The 14,186-nt window shown below is 37.4% G+C and carries 13 protein-coding genes; 11 read left to right on the forward strand and 2 right to left on the reverse strand.

Going from position 1 to position 14,186, the window contains the following annotated elements:
* Nucleotides 1–2: 2 nt before the first annotated feature.
* The 6 genes from SJY44_RS10930 to SJY44_RS10955 are packed head-to-tail and all read left to right on the forward strand — an operon-like array spanning nucleotide 3 to nucleotide 8,123.
* Nucleotides 3–1,166: a DUF4249 domain-containing protein gene (locus SJY44_RS10930; protein ID WP_396589737.1), complete on the forward strand. Its 1,164-nt coding sequence runs from the start codon at nucleotides 3–5 to the stop codon at nucleotides 1,164–1,166.
* Between the two features lie 26 nt (nucleotides 1,167–1,192).
* Nucleotides 1,193–2,392: a DUF4249 domain-containing protein gene (locus tag SJY44_RS10935; protein ID WP_396589738.1), complete on the forward strand. Its 1,200-nt coding sequence runs from the start codon at nucleotides 1,193–1,195 to the stop codon at nucleotides 2,390–2,392.
* Complete coding sequence (locus tag SJY44_RS10940; RefSeq protein ID WP_396589739.1) at nucleotides 2,389–3,591, forward strand: DUF4249 domain-containing protein; 1,203 nt, start codon at nucleotides 2,389–2,391, stop codon at nucleotides 3,589–3,591. The genes SJY44_RS10935 and SJY44_RS10940 overlap by 4 nt, the downstream gene beginning before the upstream one ends.
* Nucleotides 3,588–4,763 (forward strand): DUF4249 domain-containing protein, encoded by a 1,176-nt coding sequence (locus SJY44_RS10945; RefSeq protein ID WP_396589740.1) that lies wholly within the window; start codon nucleotides 3,588–3,590, stop codon nucleotides 4,761–4,763. The genes SJY44_RS10940 and SJY44_RS10945 overlap by 4 nt, the downstream gene beginning before the upstream one ends.
* 9 nt (nucleotides 4,764–4,772) lie before the next feature.
* On the forward strand, nucleotides 4,773–6,536 hold the full coding sequence (locus tag SJY44_RS10950; RefSeq protein ID WP_396589741.1) for a hypothetical protein: 1,764 nt from the start codon (nucleotides 4,773–4,775) through the stop codon (nucleotides 6,534–6,536).
* Between the two features lie 51 nt (nucleotides 6,537–6,587).
* Nucleotides 6,588–8,123 (forward strand): YifB family Mg chelatase-like AAA ATPase, encoded by a 1,536-nt coding sequence (locus tag SJY44_RS10955; protein ID WP_396589742.1) that lies wholly within the window; start codon nucleotides 6,588–6,590, stop codon nucleotides 8,121–8,123.
* 6 nt (nucleotides 8,124–8,129) lie between these two features.
* Here the strand turns inward: SJY44_RS10955 and SJY44_RS10960 are convergent, their stop codons facing one another.
* Nucleotides 8,130–9,242 (reverse strand): pyridoxal phosphate-dependent aminotransferase, encoded by a 1,113-nt coding sequence (locus SJY44_RS10960; RefSeq protein WP_396589743.1) that lies wholly within the window; start codon nucleotides 9,240–9,242, stop codon nucleotides 8,130–8,132.
* A 409-nt stretch (nucleotides 9,243–9,651) separates the two neighbouring features.
* Here SJY44_RS10960 and SJY44_RS10965 point away from each other — a divergent pair, with 409 nt between their 5' ends.
* Nucleotides 9,652–10,062 (forward strand): hypothetical protein, encoded by a 411-nt coding sequence (locus SJY44_RS10965; protein WP_298925958.1) that lies wholly within the window; start codon nucleotides 9,652–9,654, stop codon nucleotides 10,060–10,062.
* Here the strand turns inward: SJY44_RS10965 and SJY44_RS10970 are convergent.
* Nucleotides 10,059–10,502 carry a hypothetical protein gene (locus SJY44_RS10970; RefSeq protein WP_298925961.1) on the reverse strand — a complete coding sequence of 148 codons (444 nt, stop codon included), beginning with the start codon at nucleotides 10,500–10,502 and terminating at the stop codon, nucleotides 10,059–10,061. The two genes, SJY44_RS10965 and SJY44_RS10970, sit on opposite strands and share 4 nt — an antisense overlap.
* A 181-nt stretch (nucleotides 10,503–10,683) precedes the next feature.
* Here SJY44_RS10970 and SJY44_RS10975 point away from each other — a divergent pair, with 181 nt between their 5' ends.
* The 4 genes from SJY44_RS10975 to SJY44_RS10990 are packed head-to-tail and all read left to right on the forward strand — an operon-like array spanning nucleotide 10,684 to nucleotide 14,186.
* Complete coding sequence (locus tag SJY44_RS10975) at nucleotides 10,684–11,880, forward strand: Nramp family divalent metal transporter (RefSeq protein WP_396589744.1); 1,197 nt, start codon at nucleotides 10,684–10,686, stop codon at nucleotides 11,878–11,880.
* Nucleotides 11,881–12,609, forward strand: a complete 729-nt coding sequence (gene pxpA, locus SJY44_RS10980; RefSeq protein ID WP_396589745.1) for a 5-oxoprolinase subunit PxpA — start codon at nucleotides 11,881–11,883, stop codon at nucleotides 12,607–12,609.
* Between the two features lie 10 nt (nucleotides 12,610–12,619).
* On the forward strand, nucleotides 12,620–13,354 hold the full coding sequence (gene pxpB, locus SJY44_RS10985; protein WP_396589746.1) for a 5-oxoprolinase subunit PxpB: 735 nt from the start codon (nucleotides 12,620–12,622) through the stop codon (nucleotides 13,352–13,354).
* Nucleotides 13,347–14,186, forward strand: a complete 840-nt coding sequence (locus SJY44_RS10990; protein WP_396589747.1) for a biotin-dependent carboxyltransferase family protein — start codon at nucleotides 13,347–13,349, stop codon at nucleotides 14,184–14,186. The genes pxpB and SJY44_RS10990 overlap by 8 nt, the downstream gene beginning before the upstream one ends.

A 14,186-nucleotide genomic window follows, 5' to 3' on the forward strand; every position in this document is an offset into this window, starting at 1 on the left:
TGATGAGCTCCTGTATTGAAACCTTTGAAGCCACTTTTGAAGATTTTGAAAGTGCCATAGTTGTGGAAGCGACTATTACGGACAAACTGGAACAACAGCGGGTATTTCTAACCCGTACTTTTGAATTTGAAGACGACGGACCTTCTGCAGAGACCAATGCAAGTGTTAGGGTAGAGGGTGGCGGTAATACTTTCGTTTTTCAAGAAAGTACGCCAGGTTTATACATATCTACGCAGGCTTTTGCAGCTGAACCTAACACAGATTATCAGTTACGTATTGAGACTCAAAACGGGAGGTCATATGGCTCAGAACAAATGACGTTGCCCCAAGCTACACAAATAGATGATTTAAGGGTAGAACGCGTTACCAATGATTTAGGAGAAGAAGGAGTGGCTATTTTGGTAGATAGTTTTGATCCTGCAGGAAATTCGGTAAATTATAGGTACCAGTATGAGGAAACCTTTAAAATAATTGCCCCGTTCTGGACACCCAATGATTTAGAAAGGACACCTGCAGGTGTAGCTACCGAAATTTGCCAAGTAAGTATTATTCCCGACGAAAGATCTGAAGAAACTTGTTTTGCAACTGATTTTTCAAATACAATAATTCAAACAAGTACTAAAGATTTAGCAGAGGATAGGGTAAGCAATTTCATGGTTCGCTTTATCAGTAGAGAAAATTATATCATTTCACACAGATATGGCATATTGGTCCGTCAATTCGTCCAGTCTAACGAAGCATTTACATTTTATGAGACACTGAATGAATTTTCAGGGAATGAAAGTTTTTTTTCAGAAACGCAACCAGGATTCCTAGAAGGAAACATTTCCTCGGATACCAATACAGATGAAAAAGTACTGGGTTATTTTGATGTTGCATCTGTAGCTGAACAGCGATTATTTTTTAATTATTCAGACCTGTTTCCTGGAGAAGAGCTTCCACCATATGTGGATCCTTGTAATTTAAGTGCTCCTCCATTTAGAACTCCTGGAAATCCTCCAAGATGTATTTTAGCTGTTCAAACGGACCTTGGTTTAGTCAGTTATGCAGGCAACAACGATAGTGCAGGACAGAATGAAGGCCCATATTTTGTTGCGCCAAATGTATGCGGAGATTGTTCTGAAATTGGTAAAGTAGAAGTTCCTGAGTTTTGGATTGAAGAGTAATTATTTATATGACAATAATAATGATGATGGATTTTTTAATCATTTTTAAAAATAGATTTTTGGTTGTTTTGGCTGGTATCTTACTTTACGGTTGTATTGACCCTTTTGATGCTGTATTTGTTGATTTTGAAAGCGCAGTGGTAATTGAGGCCACCATTACAGATGAAATGAAACAACAACGAATTTTTATTTCCAGAAGTTATGAGTTTGAAGATGATGGCCCTGTAGCTGAATCCAATGCTGTAGTTAGTATTAGTGATGGAACTGGCAATACATTTTCTTTTCAAGATGACGGAAATGGGGTGTACGTTTCTGAACAGATTTTTGCCGCTGAGCCAGGTAGAGAATACCAACTTTCCGTGATAACTCAGGATGGCAGAAGCTATGGGTCGGAAGTTACAGAAATAACACCGTCAACAATTCTTGATGAAATAAAGGCCGAAAGGATAACAAATGATGATGGAGTAGATGGTATGGCCATTTTAGCGGACAGTTTTGATTCTTCAGGAAATGCCAAGAATTATCGATACGAGTACCAAGAGACGTATCGCATTATAGCACCAACTTGGACCCCTACGTCGTTAGTTGGAGAGCCTGGTGGAGGTTGCGCATTGCTCAAAGTACCGAACACAACAGATGATGAAGTTTGTTATAGAACTGATTTTTCCAATAGAATTATTATCACTTCTACAGAAGATTTAGCAGAGGACAGGGTGAGCAATTTTATGGTACGTTTCATTAGTAGGGAGAACTATATCATTTCACATAGATATAGTATTTTGGTAAGACAATTTGTTCAATCAAATGAGGCTTTTACTTTCTTTGAAACACTTAATGAGCTTTCAGGTTCAGAGAGCCTATTTTCGCAAACACAGCCTGGTTTTTTGCAAGGAAATGTATTCTCAAATGAGAATGAAGATGAGCGTGTACTTGGTTTTTTTGATGTGAGTTCGGTTTCAGAAAAACGTATTTTTTTCAACTTTGATGATTTTTATCCAGGAGAACCACTGCCCCCATACATAGAATCATGTAGATTTAGTTCTCCGCCTATAGCCTCACCTGCGGGTTGTGTGTTACGCCCCCTTATTGAGAGTGGAGCAGGTATTTACGCAGGAGATAATGGGGAGCCTTCTGATGGCGAAGGACCCTTTTTTGTTGTACCTAGAGTATGTGGGGATTGTAATGTTTTGGGAGCTCCGGAAGTTCCAGAATTTTGGATTGAATGATAAAAAAGATAAGAACATATAGCCTATTTATAATCATTGCAACGGTATGGTTGTTTAATGGCTGTATTGATCCTTTTGAAGCAAATTTCGTTGACTTTGAAAGTGCATTGGTCATAGAAGCTACTATAACCAATCAGTTGAAGCCACAACAAGTTGTACTTACAAGAACCTATGAGTTTGAAGAAGACGGCCCTTCTGCTGAACCCAATGCAAATGTAAGTGTAAGTGATAGTGCTGGGAATACGTTCAATTTTCAGGATACTGGTAATGGGGTCTATGTTTCAACACAGGTCTTTGCGGCCCAATCAGGAATGGCTTATCAGCTTTCCGTAACAACTCAGGACGGTAGAAGTTATGGATCAAGCACTACTCAGGTAACCCCGGCAGCAACAATTGATGATATCAGGGCAGAAAGAAAAACAAATGATAATGGGGAAGATGGAATGGCCATTTTTCTGGATAGTTTTGACCCTTCGGGAAATGCCAAGAATTATCGTTATGAGTATGAAGAAACCTATAGGATAATCGCTCCAGAATGGAACCCTCGATCCTTAATAGGGGACCCTGCTGGAGGCTGTGGCTTGCTTAAAATACCAAACATTACAGATGAAGAAGTATGTTATAGAACTGATTTGTCAAATGCTATAATACTTACTTCTACAGAAGATTTAGAGGAAGACCGAGTATCTAACTTTATGGTGCGTTTCATTAACAGGAACAATTATATCATTTCACATAGATATAGTATTTTGGTAAGACAGTTTGTACAGTCCAATGAGGCATATACCTTTTTTGAGACACTCAACGAACTTTCGGGTTCAGAGAGCTTATTTTCACAGACGCAACCTGGTTTTTTACAGGGAAATGTATTCTCAAATGAGAATAGGGGTGAGCGTGTACTTGGTTTTTTTGATGTGAGCTCGGTTTCAGAAACACGTATTTTTTTTAACTACGATGATTTTTATCCGGGTGAATCTTTACCACCGTATATAGAACCTTGCCGACCAAGTGCTCCACCAATTATTAATGCTGGTGGGATCTGTGTCTTGAGACCAATAATAGAGATTGGAGCCGGAGTATATCAGGGAGACAACGAACCACCTGGAGAAAACGAAGGACCTTTCTTTATTGTGCCTCGTATTTGTGGCGATTGCAAGGTGTTAGGGTCGCCAGAAATACCAGATTTTTGGATTGAATGAATAGTAGAATGTCTACATATGGCTTAGGATTGATTATTTTAATGACATGTCCACTTATGGGTTGTATTGAACCTTTTGAGACAGAGTTCATAGACTTTGAAAGCGCATTGGTAATTAATGCAACTATTACAAATCAGTTTAAACATCAAGAGATATTGGTATCTCGTACTTATGAGTTTGAAGAAGAAGGCCCTACTGGAGAATCCAATGCAAAGGTAAAGGTGGTTGCGGGTAATGGAACAACATACGATTTTAATGAAACCGAAAAAGGTAAATATGTTTCAAATGCTCCTTTTTCCGCAGAACTTGATATAGATTATGTTTTGAATATTACTACTGAGGAAGGGTATTCGTACATATCAGATGAGGTGCAATTAAGTAATTTTACAAAAATTGATAGCCTATATGCAGAAAGAATGACTACAGATTTGGGTGAAGAAGGTATGGGAATCATGATTAACAGCTTTGATGCAACTAATTCTTCAAAGTATTACAGATATGAATATGAAGAAACTTACAGAATAGTAGCACCCAGATTTGTAGGTCGAGATTTGGTTGCTGGACCGGAGGGGTGGTTATTCCCGGGCAGACCCATTGATGAAAAGACATGTTATTCAACAGATTTTTCCAATCGCATTATTTTAACAGATACAGAAGATTTGAGTGAGGATAGGTTGTCACGTTTTTTAGTTCGTTTTGTGAATAGGGAAAATTATATTATCTCACATAGATATAGTATTTTGGTGAGGCAGTACGTACAGTCTTTTGAAGCATTTAATTTTTATGAGACGTTAAACAATTTTTCAAGCTCTGAAAGTTTGTTTTCGGAAACGCAACCTGGTTTTTTGGAAGGAAATGTGTTTTCTAATGAAAATCAGAATGAGAAGGTTTTAGGTTATTTTGATGTGGCGGCGGTAGACGAAAGACGAATTTTCTTTGATTATGAGGAATTTTTCCCAGGAGAACCACTTCCACCTTATGCCGACCCTTGCACACCGTCTTCACCAGAAGAAGACAAATTAGTTAATCAATTGGACTTAAATATAATTAAATACTTAGATACAAACCCTAACCCCGAGCCTACGACGGGACCCTTTTTTATAGTCCTTAGGGTTTGTGGAGATTGCACGGTACTAGGAACCTCAGAAGTACCAGATTTTTGGATAGAATAAAACAGAATTATGAAAAAACTAACAATTACAATCATTTTATTGGCTCTAGTTTCTTTGGGTTTAAAAGCTCAATTAACAACAAATGCTAGCCTGGCCAATATTCCACAGGAAAGTGTTTATCTGCATTACAATGAATCTTTCTTGTTTTCTGGAGAACATCTGTTGTATAAGTTTTACAGCTTGGATAATGTCAATAGAAAACTCAGTAGCATCAGTAAAATGGGTTATGTTGCTTTGGTTGATAAAGAAGGGAACACTGTTTTCAAACATAAAGTACGCCTCACAGGTGGTTCGGGCTATGGCAACTTTTTTGTGCCTACTTCGGTTCCCACAGGTAGTTATAGGTTATTGGGCTATTCGGAATGGATAAAAAACTTTGGTAAAGAACATTTCTTTCAATCAGATATCTATATTGTTAATCCATACCAAGCCACTCCGGATTCTTATTTGGAGCAACCAATAGACTCTTTACAGCCTGTTGTTTCCAAAAAGAGCACTCTCATGCCACTAAACACAAATGTATCTGAAGTTAACAGTACTTTGGTCAGTTTGACTGTTGATAAGTCCACAGCTGGAAAAAGAGAAAAAATAGCACTTAATATTTCTGGAATAAATGCTGCTGCCAATAATGGTAGTTATGCCATTTCTGTAAGAAAAACAGACTCTTTTTCGGCACCTGCTCAAATAACTTCAGGAATGTTTTATAAAGAGTTGCTTAAAAAAGGTTCCACTAAGATTAAAGTCACGGGGAATTCCTCAAAAATACCGGAGCTAAGAGGTGAGACAGTTGCAGGTATGATTAGAAATAAAGAGACTAAACTCCCAGTAAAAGACCTAAGAGTATCTTTTTCATTGCCTGGAGATAAGTATTTGTTTAAGGTGGCCACGTCAGATAATCAGGGAAGGTTTAGATTTATCCTTGGAAGGGAATATGACAATGCAACCGCAGCGATTCAAGTTTTGTCCAATGATTGGGATCTTTATGAAATAAGTATGGATGAAGAAAAAATCGATTCCGAAGGAATGGAGTTTACAGATTTTGTCCTTACCAAAGAAATGAAGGATTATATGCTTGAAAAAAGTATTCAAAACCAAATAGAGAATGCTTATCAAGAGGTGAAAGCGGACTCTATTGTCCCTGCTAGCCATGTACAACCTTTTTATAGGAAATTTGCCACGGTTTATGATTTGGATGATTATACAAGATTCAATAGTATACAAGAAACTATAGTTGAAGTTGTAGATCAAGTTGGGACTAGAAAATTGGATAATGGCAATCGCGTTTTTGAAGTTAGACCGGAAATTGGTTATACGGATGCAAGTCTTTTACCCATGGTTTTTGTTGATGGTCTTTTTATTAAAAAGCACGAAGATTTCATGGATTATAGCGCCAAGAAAATCAAAACAATAAGTTTTTCAAGAGACAAGGTGATTTTAGGGTCACAGTTGTTTCAAGGTGTGATCTCCTTTAAAACTATTGAAGGTGGTTTTTACGATGATTTTTTTACTCCCCATATTGTGAATGTGGAACTGTTTAAACCGCAATCCAATAAGGAATATTTCTCACAGGAGTATTCAGAAGAAGCAAAACAAGATCGTGTTCCCGATTTTAGACATCAATTGCTTTGGGTTCCTAAATTGGATATATCTAATGGAAAAAAAGAAGTGACATTTTATACATCTGATGTGGTTGGGGATTATGAGTTGGTTCTAGAAGGGTTTACATCAACTGGAAAGCCGGTATCCGTCAAAAAGAAAATTGTGGTTAGATAGGATTAAATATATTGCAAATCTTATCTAATGTGATTTTTCTTTTAAATCTATATGCTCATAAAAGTATACGGCAGCGCTGTCTTTGGGGTAGAAGCCACTACAATTACTGTAGAGGTTAATGTGAACAAAGGAATAGGTTATCACTTGGTAGGCCTTCCAGATAACGCGATAAAGGAAAGCAATTATCGTATTGCAGCAGCACTCCAAAACAATGGGTATAAAATCCCGGGGAAGAAAATTACCATAAATATGGCTCCGGCCGATTTACGAAAAGAAGGTTCCGCTTATGACCTTACCTTAGCCTTGGGAATACTTTCGGCTTCCAACCAAATACAATCCAAGAATATAGACAAGTATTTAATTATGGGGGAACTGTCGCTAGATGGGGGATTGCAGTCAATAAGAGGAGCTTTGCCTATTGCCATAAAAGCACAAGAGGATGGTTTTAAAGGATTTATACTGCCAAAAGAGAATGCAAAAGAAGCAGCTATTGTCTCGGATTTGGAGGTTTACGGGGTAGAAAATATTAAAGAGGTAATAGATTACTTTGATACTGGTAAACCCTTAGAACAGACCAAAGTAAATACCAGAGAAGAGTTTTTTAAGTGTTTGAACTTTCCTGAATTTGATTTTTCGGATGTAAAAGGACAAGAAAGTATAAAACGTTGTATGGAGATTGCCGCCACAGGCGGGCATAATATCATTTTGATTGGACCACCAGGAGCAGGAAAGACTATGTTAGCCAAACGCCTACCATCTATTCTTCCACCAATGACTTTGCATGAAGCATTGGAAACCACAAAAATCCATAGTGTAGTTGGTAAGGTGAAAAATATGGGGTTAATGAGTCAACGTCCTTTTAGAAACCCACATCATACCATTAGTAGTGCAGCTTTGGTGGGTGGGGGCAGTTATCCTCAACCAGGTGAAATTTCTTTGTCTCATAATGGCGTTTTGTTTTTGGATGAACTTCCAGAGTTTGAACGGCGTGTGCTTGAAGTGATGCGGCAACCTATGGAAGATAGAGAAGTAACCATTGCAAGAGCAAAATTTACGGTTACCTATCCCAGTAGTTTTATGTTGGTTGCTAGCATGAATCCCAGTCCTAGCGGGTATTTTAATGATCCTGATGCTCCTGTAACCTCATCGCCAATGGAGATGCAACGATATTTGAGTAAAATTTCAGGTCCTTTATTGGACAGGATTGATATTCATATTGAAGTTACTCCGGTACCTTTTGAAAAGTTATCAGAAGAAAGAAAAGGGGAGAGTAGCGTTGAAATTCGAAAAAGAGTAATGGTTGCACGAGATGTTCAAACTAGAAGGTTCTCAAATTTAGAACAGGTGCATTATAATGCACAAATGAATACCAAGCAGATCAGGGAGTTTTGCGTTTTGGACAAGGATTCAAAAGAATTGCTCAAAAACGCTATGGAACGATTAAATCTTTCGGCCAGAGCATATGACAGAATTCTAAAAGTTGCAAGAACAATTGCTGATTTGCAGAATGTGCAAAATATTTCAACCACACATATTTCGGAAGCTATTCAATACAGAAGTTTGGATAGGGAGGGGTGGTTGGGATAGAGTAAATTAGGCCATCACTTTCTTCAAGGCTTGAATAAAAACTTCCATTTCCTGCATTGTCCCAGTACTTATTCGAACCCAATTGTACATTGGGGGGAAAGGTCTGCCAATAAGTACATTCTCCTTTTTCATTGCGGCATTGACCTCGCGGATATCTCTACCAGTCTTAAAAAACACAAAATTGGTATGTGATGGTATATACTCTAGTCCCATTTCCGAGAAATTACTATATAAATAGTCTTTGGCTTCGGTGTTTTTTAAAATGCTAAACTTATAAAAATCATCATCTTTCAGCGCCATTTTAGCCGCTTCAATAGCTAATATATTTGTATTGGCCATTACACTGGCTTTCAATCTATCTGCTATATCAGGTCTGGCAACAAGATAGCCAATACGAAGCCCGGCCATACCATATACTTTTGAAAAAGTTTTGGAAACAATAATATTACGTCCTTTTTTAACCAATTCCACCATGGAGGGATAGTCCGGCTCCGTAATGAAATCATAGTAGGCCTCATCACTAAATATCATGGCTTTGCTATCCATTGAGGTACAAAAATCCGACAACCCCGATTTGTTTAACAATGTACCCGTAGGGTTATTGGGATTACAGATAAAAATAAGTCCGGTTCTATTGTTAACTCTTTTGGCCATTGCCTCTAGATCATGCTCCATATTGGTATTAACAGGTACACGATGCACGTGTGTCCCAAAATTTTCTGCATATCGCAACATGGCTTGAAAGGTTGGGTCAGCTGCAATGATTTCCCTTCCACCAAGGCCATAGGTAAGTCCTGTTGCATGAAGCCCTTCAGTAGAACCTCCAGTGACAACAATATGATTTTTGGGTACACCTTCCTTTTCTGCAATCATTTCAACCAGTTCTGACAATGCCTTAAAGGGGTAACGACATGCTACATCAAAAGCTTGGGTTATAGCTGTCCTAACTTCTTTGGAAGGCCCAAAAGGATTTTCATTGGAATTTAGTTTTACTACACCATCTATTTTAAAAGGCCTTGCCTCAAAATCTCTAGCAATAATATCTAATGGCCCTAAAAGAGCAAAACCACTTGATAACCCCACAGTCTTAAGCCAATGTCTTCTATCTATATTTTTCATACCCAATTATTTATGGTCAAAAAGGTACAAAAAATAAATATTGAGAGCTTTAAAAACCACTTTGAATAACTAGGAGTATTAGCTTAACCAAGGAAGGCTGAACAGAGTGGCACCCGAAACTCTTTTAAATATGTTGAAGCTTTGATTTCATGCTAATGATAGCCACACTCAAATAAATTTCCGAGTGTTATTACATCATAGATGGCTGGGACTATATGCTGTAAGTTTAGTATTACAGATAGAAGAGGATAGCATTATAATTTTTTTTTAAGTCTTTAATTCTCAATTTCTTAAGTAAACTATAAAATTGGATCTAAAACATCAAAAATTAAGTTAATTATTTCATTTTCTGCACTTTAAGGACAGCTTTGTTCTAATTTTGCACCCGTTTTCTGAAAAAGAATAAAGTATGCAATGTGTGGAATTGAACCCCATAGGAAATTTTGACCCATGGGAGCAAGATAAGATAGATGAATTGCTACATCAAGAGATAACCCATTCACTTGGGGAGCGATTGGTGTTTGAAAATGAGAGCGTAAAACTTTGGGATTTACATCTGGACCCTGGAGAACGCATACCATTTAGACATCATAACACCAATTACAGTTGGGTGTGCACCACGGGAGGTTTAGCATTGACCCGTAATGGGAACGGTAAAATAAACATGGTCAAACTTGACCCTGGAGACACCGAATATTGGGAGTTCAAGGGCAAGAATTACGTCAATGATTTAGAAAATATTGGCGAAGACCTTATTGTTATAAATATTTTGGAATACAAGGAAAACAATGTTGGAAAACAGTTGTTGTTTTCTGATTAAATTGCCTTGATGTTCGCCTTTAAGCCAGTAATTATTCCTAAGATATTTTCTACCGTATCTTCCAAGTAGTATTTTATTGCCAAATGTGGAATTCTTACAGTTGTAAATCCATTTTTAAAAGAGTGCATTGCTTCTTCTAAGTCATTTATTGCTTGTTCATGGGTAATCATGTTATAGTCCTTGTCAATTTCAATATTAAGTTTCACCCTAGAAATTGCAATATCTACAGATTTTTTTCCATCCCACCATTCTAGCATAGGATTAGCTCCAGCAACTTTTAGCGCGTAAAAAAGTTGAATGGCCTCAACGGAAGTATTATTGTCAAGAATGATTTTTTTGATTAGTCGGGTATGCCTCTCACAGAGTTCAACGCCTAAAGAATCCATGGATTCCTTATGTTGTTGGTACCCGATAGTTTTATCGCAGTCCTTACATGTCATGAGTATCGGTCAAGTTTAAGTCAATTATTTGATTTGGGACTATTATAACTTTTACATTTTCAAATTCGTATAAAAAATCGATGTAAAACACTCTACTTTTAGACGAAATGCATTTTTTTGGATGAAATGCATTATTTCTAATAAAACCTTTTAATTTGAAGAATGAAAAACAACAATAAATATGTTTAAGAAAATAGGGCCTGGTGTATTGGTAGCCGCAGCATTTGTTGGGCCCGGCACAATTACAGTATGCACTTTGGCGGGAGTTCGTTTTGGATATACGCTTATCTGGGCAGTATTATTATCCATTTTGGCCACAATAATACTTCAAGAGATGGCGGGTAGGATAGGGGTTGTTTCCCAAAATGGTCTTGTTGATGTTATAAAGAATGAATTAAAAGTCAAATGGATAAAAAACACAATAATAGGGATTGTTCTGGGAGCTATACTTGTTGGAAATGCTGCATATGAAGCTGGCAATATTGGTGGGGCAACTCTAGGACTAGAGGGGTTATTGGGACAGAAGGAATTAACACCTTTCTACCCGCTTTTAATCGGTGGTTTTGCATTTCTTCTTTTATGGTTTAGCAGTTATAAAACATTAGAAAAGGTGTTCGTTGGTCTTGTAGGAATCATGGGAGTTTGTTTTGTGGTCAGCGCAATTTTAACCAACCCTTCTGTATCCGAAATTTTAAAGGGTATGTTTATTCCAGGATTGCCTGAGGATAGTCTGCTTACCGTAATCGCATTGGTAGGAACTACCGTGGTGCCCTACAATCTGTTTTTACATGCATCTTTGGCCAAGGAAAAATGGAAATCTAAAAGTGAGCTTAAATCGGTAAAATGGGATACAATAATTTCAATCGCATTAGGGGGGGTAGTGTCCATAGCAATACTTATTACTGCATCAGCAGCACCAATACAAGATGTTGCCAATGCTATGGATATGGCAAAAGGTCTTGAGCCTTTATTTGGAAAATCTGCAATTTACTTCATGGGTATTGGTCTTTTGGCTGCGGGAGTTACCTCCGCAATAACGGCCCCATTGGCGGCAGCTTTTGTAGCAAGTAGCTGTTTTGGATGGGATGGAGCAATGAGTAACAAAAAGTTCAAGTTAGTATGGTCTGCGGTATTGTTTTCTGGTGTTTTCTTTCTGTCGTTTGATATAAAACCCATTCAAGTGATACAATTTGCCCAAGTGGCAAATGGGATCTTACTGCCCGTAATGGCCGTGCTCCTGCTTTGGATCGTAAATAAAAAAACTGTTATGGGAAGCCATAAGAACTCGTTGTTTCAAAATGTATTAGGATTCATTATCGTTGGGTTCGCTATTTTTTTAGGGATAAAGAGTATTCTAAAAGTTATTGGTTTGTTCTAGATGGGAAATTGGACGGTTAATATTAATTGTGATGTTGGTGAAGGAGTAGGCAATGAAGCTCGACTACTACCTTTAATTAAGTCATGCAATATAGCTTGCGGAGGACATGCAGGTGACCTAGAGAGTATGACAGAGGTAGTTAAGTTGGCAAAAATCCATAATGTAAAAGTAGGTGCCCACCCATCATATCCAGACAAAGCCAATTTTGGTAGGGAGGTAATGACAATTTCAGATTCAGAATTAAGACAAAGTATATTAAATCAATTAAGGACTTTTGACGAAGTTCTTAAAAAAGAAGAAATACAGCTTCACCATATTAAGGCGCATGGTGCTTTATATAATGAGACAGCAAAGAACGGTAAGCTTGCGGAGCTTTATCTAGATACAATAAAGGACTATAAAAGTAAAGCTTGTTTATATGTCCCATATGGGTCGGTTATAGCAAGCATTGCAGCGGAAAAAGGATTTAAATTACAGTATGAAGCATTTGGGGATAGAAATTATAACAAGGATCTAAGCCTTGTGTCAAGAAAACTAGATAATGCCCTTATTCAAGAACCTGAAAAAGTACTGCAACATATATTGCCAATCATAAAAGAGAGAAAAGTGAAGGTAGTTACAGGCGAAAAAATAAAAATAAAAGCAGAAACAATATGCATTCACGGAGACACCTCTTCTGCATTGGAAATATTGATGTATCTTTCTCAAGAATTACCCACACATAGGTAGAGTTGTAAAGGTGAAAAGTTACCCCATTAACATCAAACAATATGGTCAAAATTCAGTTCTTGTTGAATGGCCAAATATTGTAAACGAAGCTGTATTAGAAGATATTCTTCAATTTGTTGACTCCTTTAAAAACTTGAATTTAGCCGGGTGGGAAATGTCTGCAGCGTACAACTCATTAACATTGGTCAATTCCAAGGAAGAAGTTAACTTCGAAAATATTGAGAAGTTAATTTTAGATTGTTATTCAAACCGAACAGATTCTAAAGTCAAAAGCAAACGATTTTTGTGGAAAATACCAGTTTGTTATGATGCTGATTTTGGAATTGATATTGAAGAAGTTTCCAAAACATTGAAATTGTCTATTGGAGAACTCATAGAATTGCACACCTCTTTTAAATACACCGTTTATGGAATAGGTTTTTTGCCTGGTTTTATGTATTTGGGAGGATTGCCAGCAACGTTGGAAATTCCAAGACGAAAAGAACCAAGATTATCCGTCGCCAAAGGGTCAGTAGGTTTGGCAAGCAAACAAACAGGTATTTATCCGCAGGACTCACCTGGAGGCTGGAACATTATTGGGAGTTGCCCAATTCCAATCTTTAATCCTAGTTTGGAAAAACCATGTTTTGTAAATGTTGGAGATAAGATACAGTTCCATAACATATCAAGGGCCGAGTATGATTTACGCAAGATTGAAGGTGAAGTAGGCATATATAAACCTGAAAAAATCGCTTTGGATGCTTAAGGTTTTAAAATCAGGTTTTTTTACGAGTATACAAGATTTAGGAAGGTTGGGATATAGGGATATGGGAGTTCCTATTTCTGGGGCAATGGACAGCCATTCGGTAAAGAAAGCGAATTTACTTTTGGATAATAATCCAGATGCTGCGGTTTTGGAAATTACCATGACCGGTCCTACCTTATTATTTGAATCCCCAACGTATATCTGTCTTTCAGGAGCTTATTTATCCCCAACACTTAATAACAAACCTATTGAAAACTATCAAGTCATAAAAATTACAAAGGGAGATATTCTGTCTTATGGCAAATTGGAAAATGGATTTAGAAGCTATTTGGCAATAAAAGGGGGCTTCCGAACTACAAAAGTTTTAGGGAGTCGTTCGCAGTATTTTCCTGTAACGGAGCACAGGTGTCTTAAAGATAGAAATGAAATTGATTATGAAGAAACAGTTTCTTTTAACCCTGTAATATCAGGAATCAAAATGGGGAACCATTTTGATTTGGATTACTTGGAAGTGTATAAGGGCCCGGAATTTTCTATTTTATCGGATAACCAATTGGCTTCTCTTTTTGCAAAATCTTTTTCTGTATCTAAAGCAAATAACCGAATGGCGTATCAGCTTTCTGAACTTATTGAGAGGCACAAAAAATCTATGCTAACCTCTGGAACACTGCCCGGAACAGTTCAGTTAACACCAGCAGGAAGACTGATTATTTTAATGAAAGACGGTCAAACAACAGGGGGCTATCCAAGAATATTGCAACTTTCCAATGCTTCTATAAATGTATTGGCACAAAAAAAGTCTGGAGACACCTTTTCCTTTAAACTCTTATAA

Origin of the sequence: Allomuricauda sp. R78024, from assembly GCF_044596045.1 — a bacterium.
Taxonomy (GTDB): Bacteria; Bacteroidota; Bacteroidia; order Flavobacteriales; family Flavobacteriaceae; genus Flagellimonas.

Excerpts from the sequence above, each read along its gene's own strand:
- SJY44_RS10930 (WP_396589737.1), top strand. The coding sequence starts at position 3 with ATGAGCTCCTGTATTGAAACCTTTGAAGCCACTTTTGAAGATTTTGAA.
- SJY44_RS10935 (WP_396589738.1), top strand. The coding sequence starts at position 1,193 with ATGGATTTTTTAATCATTTTTAAAAATAGATTTTTGGTTGTTTTGGCT.
- SJY44_RS10940 (WP_396589739.1), top strand. The coding sequence starts at position 2,389 with ATGATAAAAAAGATAAGAACATATAGCCTATTTATAATCATTGCAACG.
- SJY44_RS10945 (WP_396589740.1), top strand. The coding sequence starts at position 3,588 with ATGAATAGTAGAATGTCTACATATGGCTTAGGATTGATTATTTTAATG.
- SJY44_RS10950 (WP_396589741.1), top strand. The coding sequence starts at position 4,773 with ATGAAAAAACTAACAATTACAATCATTTTATTGGCTCTAGTTTCTTTG.
- SJY44_RS10955 (WP_396589742.1), top strand. The coding sequence starts at position 6,588 with ATGCTCATAAAAGTATACGGCAGCGCTGTCTTTGGGGTAGAAGCCACT.
- SJY44_RS10960 (WP_396589743.1), bottom strand. The coding sequence starts at position 9,242 with ATGAAAAATATAGATAGAAGACATTGGCTTAAGACTGTGGGGTTATCA.
- SJY44_RS10965 (WP_298925958.1), top strand. The coding sequence starts at position 9,652 with ATGCAATGTGTGGAATTGAACCCCATAGGAAATTTTGACCCATGGGAG.
- SJY44_RS10970 (WP_298925961.1), bottom strand. The coding sequence starts at position 10,502 with ATGACATGTAAGGACTGCGATAAAACTATCGGGTACCAACAACATAAG.
- SJY44_RS10975 (WP_396589744.1), top strand. The coding sequence starts at position 10,684 with ATGTTTAAGAAAATAGGGCCTGGTGTATTGGTAGCCGCAGCATTTGTT.
- pxpA (WP_396589745.1), top strand. The coding sequence starts at position 11,881 with ATGGGAAATTGGACGGTTAATATTAATTGTGATGTTGGTGAAGGAGTA.
- SJY44_RS10990 (WP_396589747.1), top strand. The coding sequence starts at position 13,347 with ATGCTTAAGGTTTTAAAATCAGGTTTTTTTACGAGTATACAAGATTTA.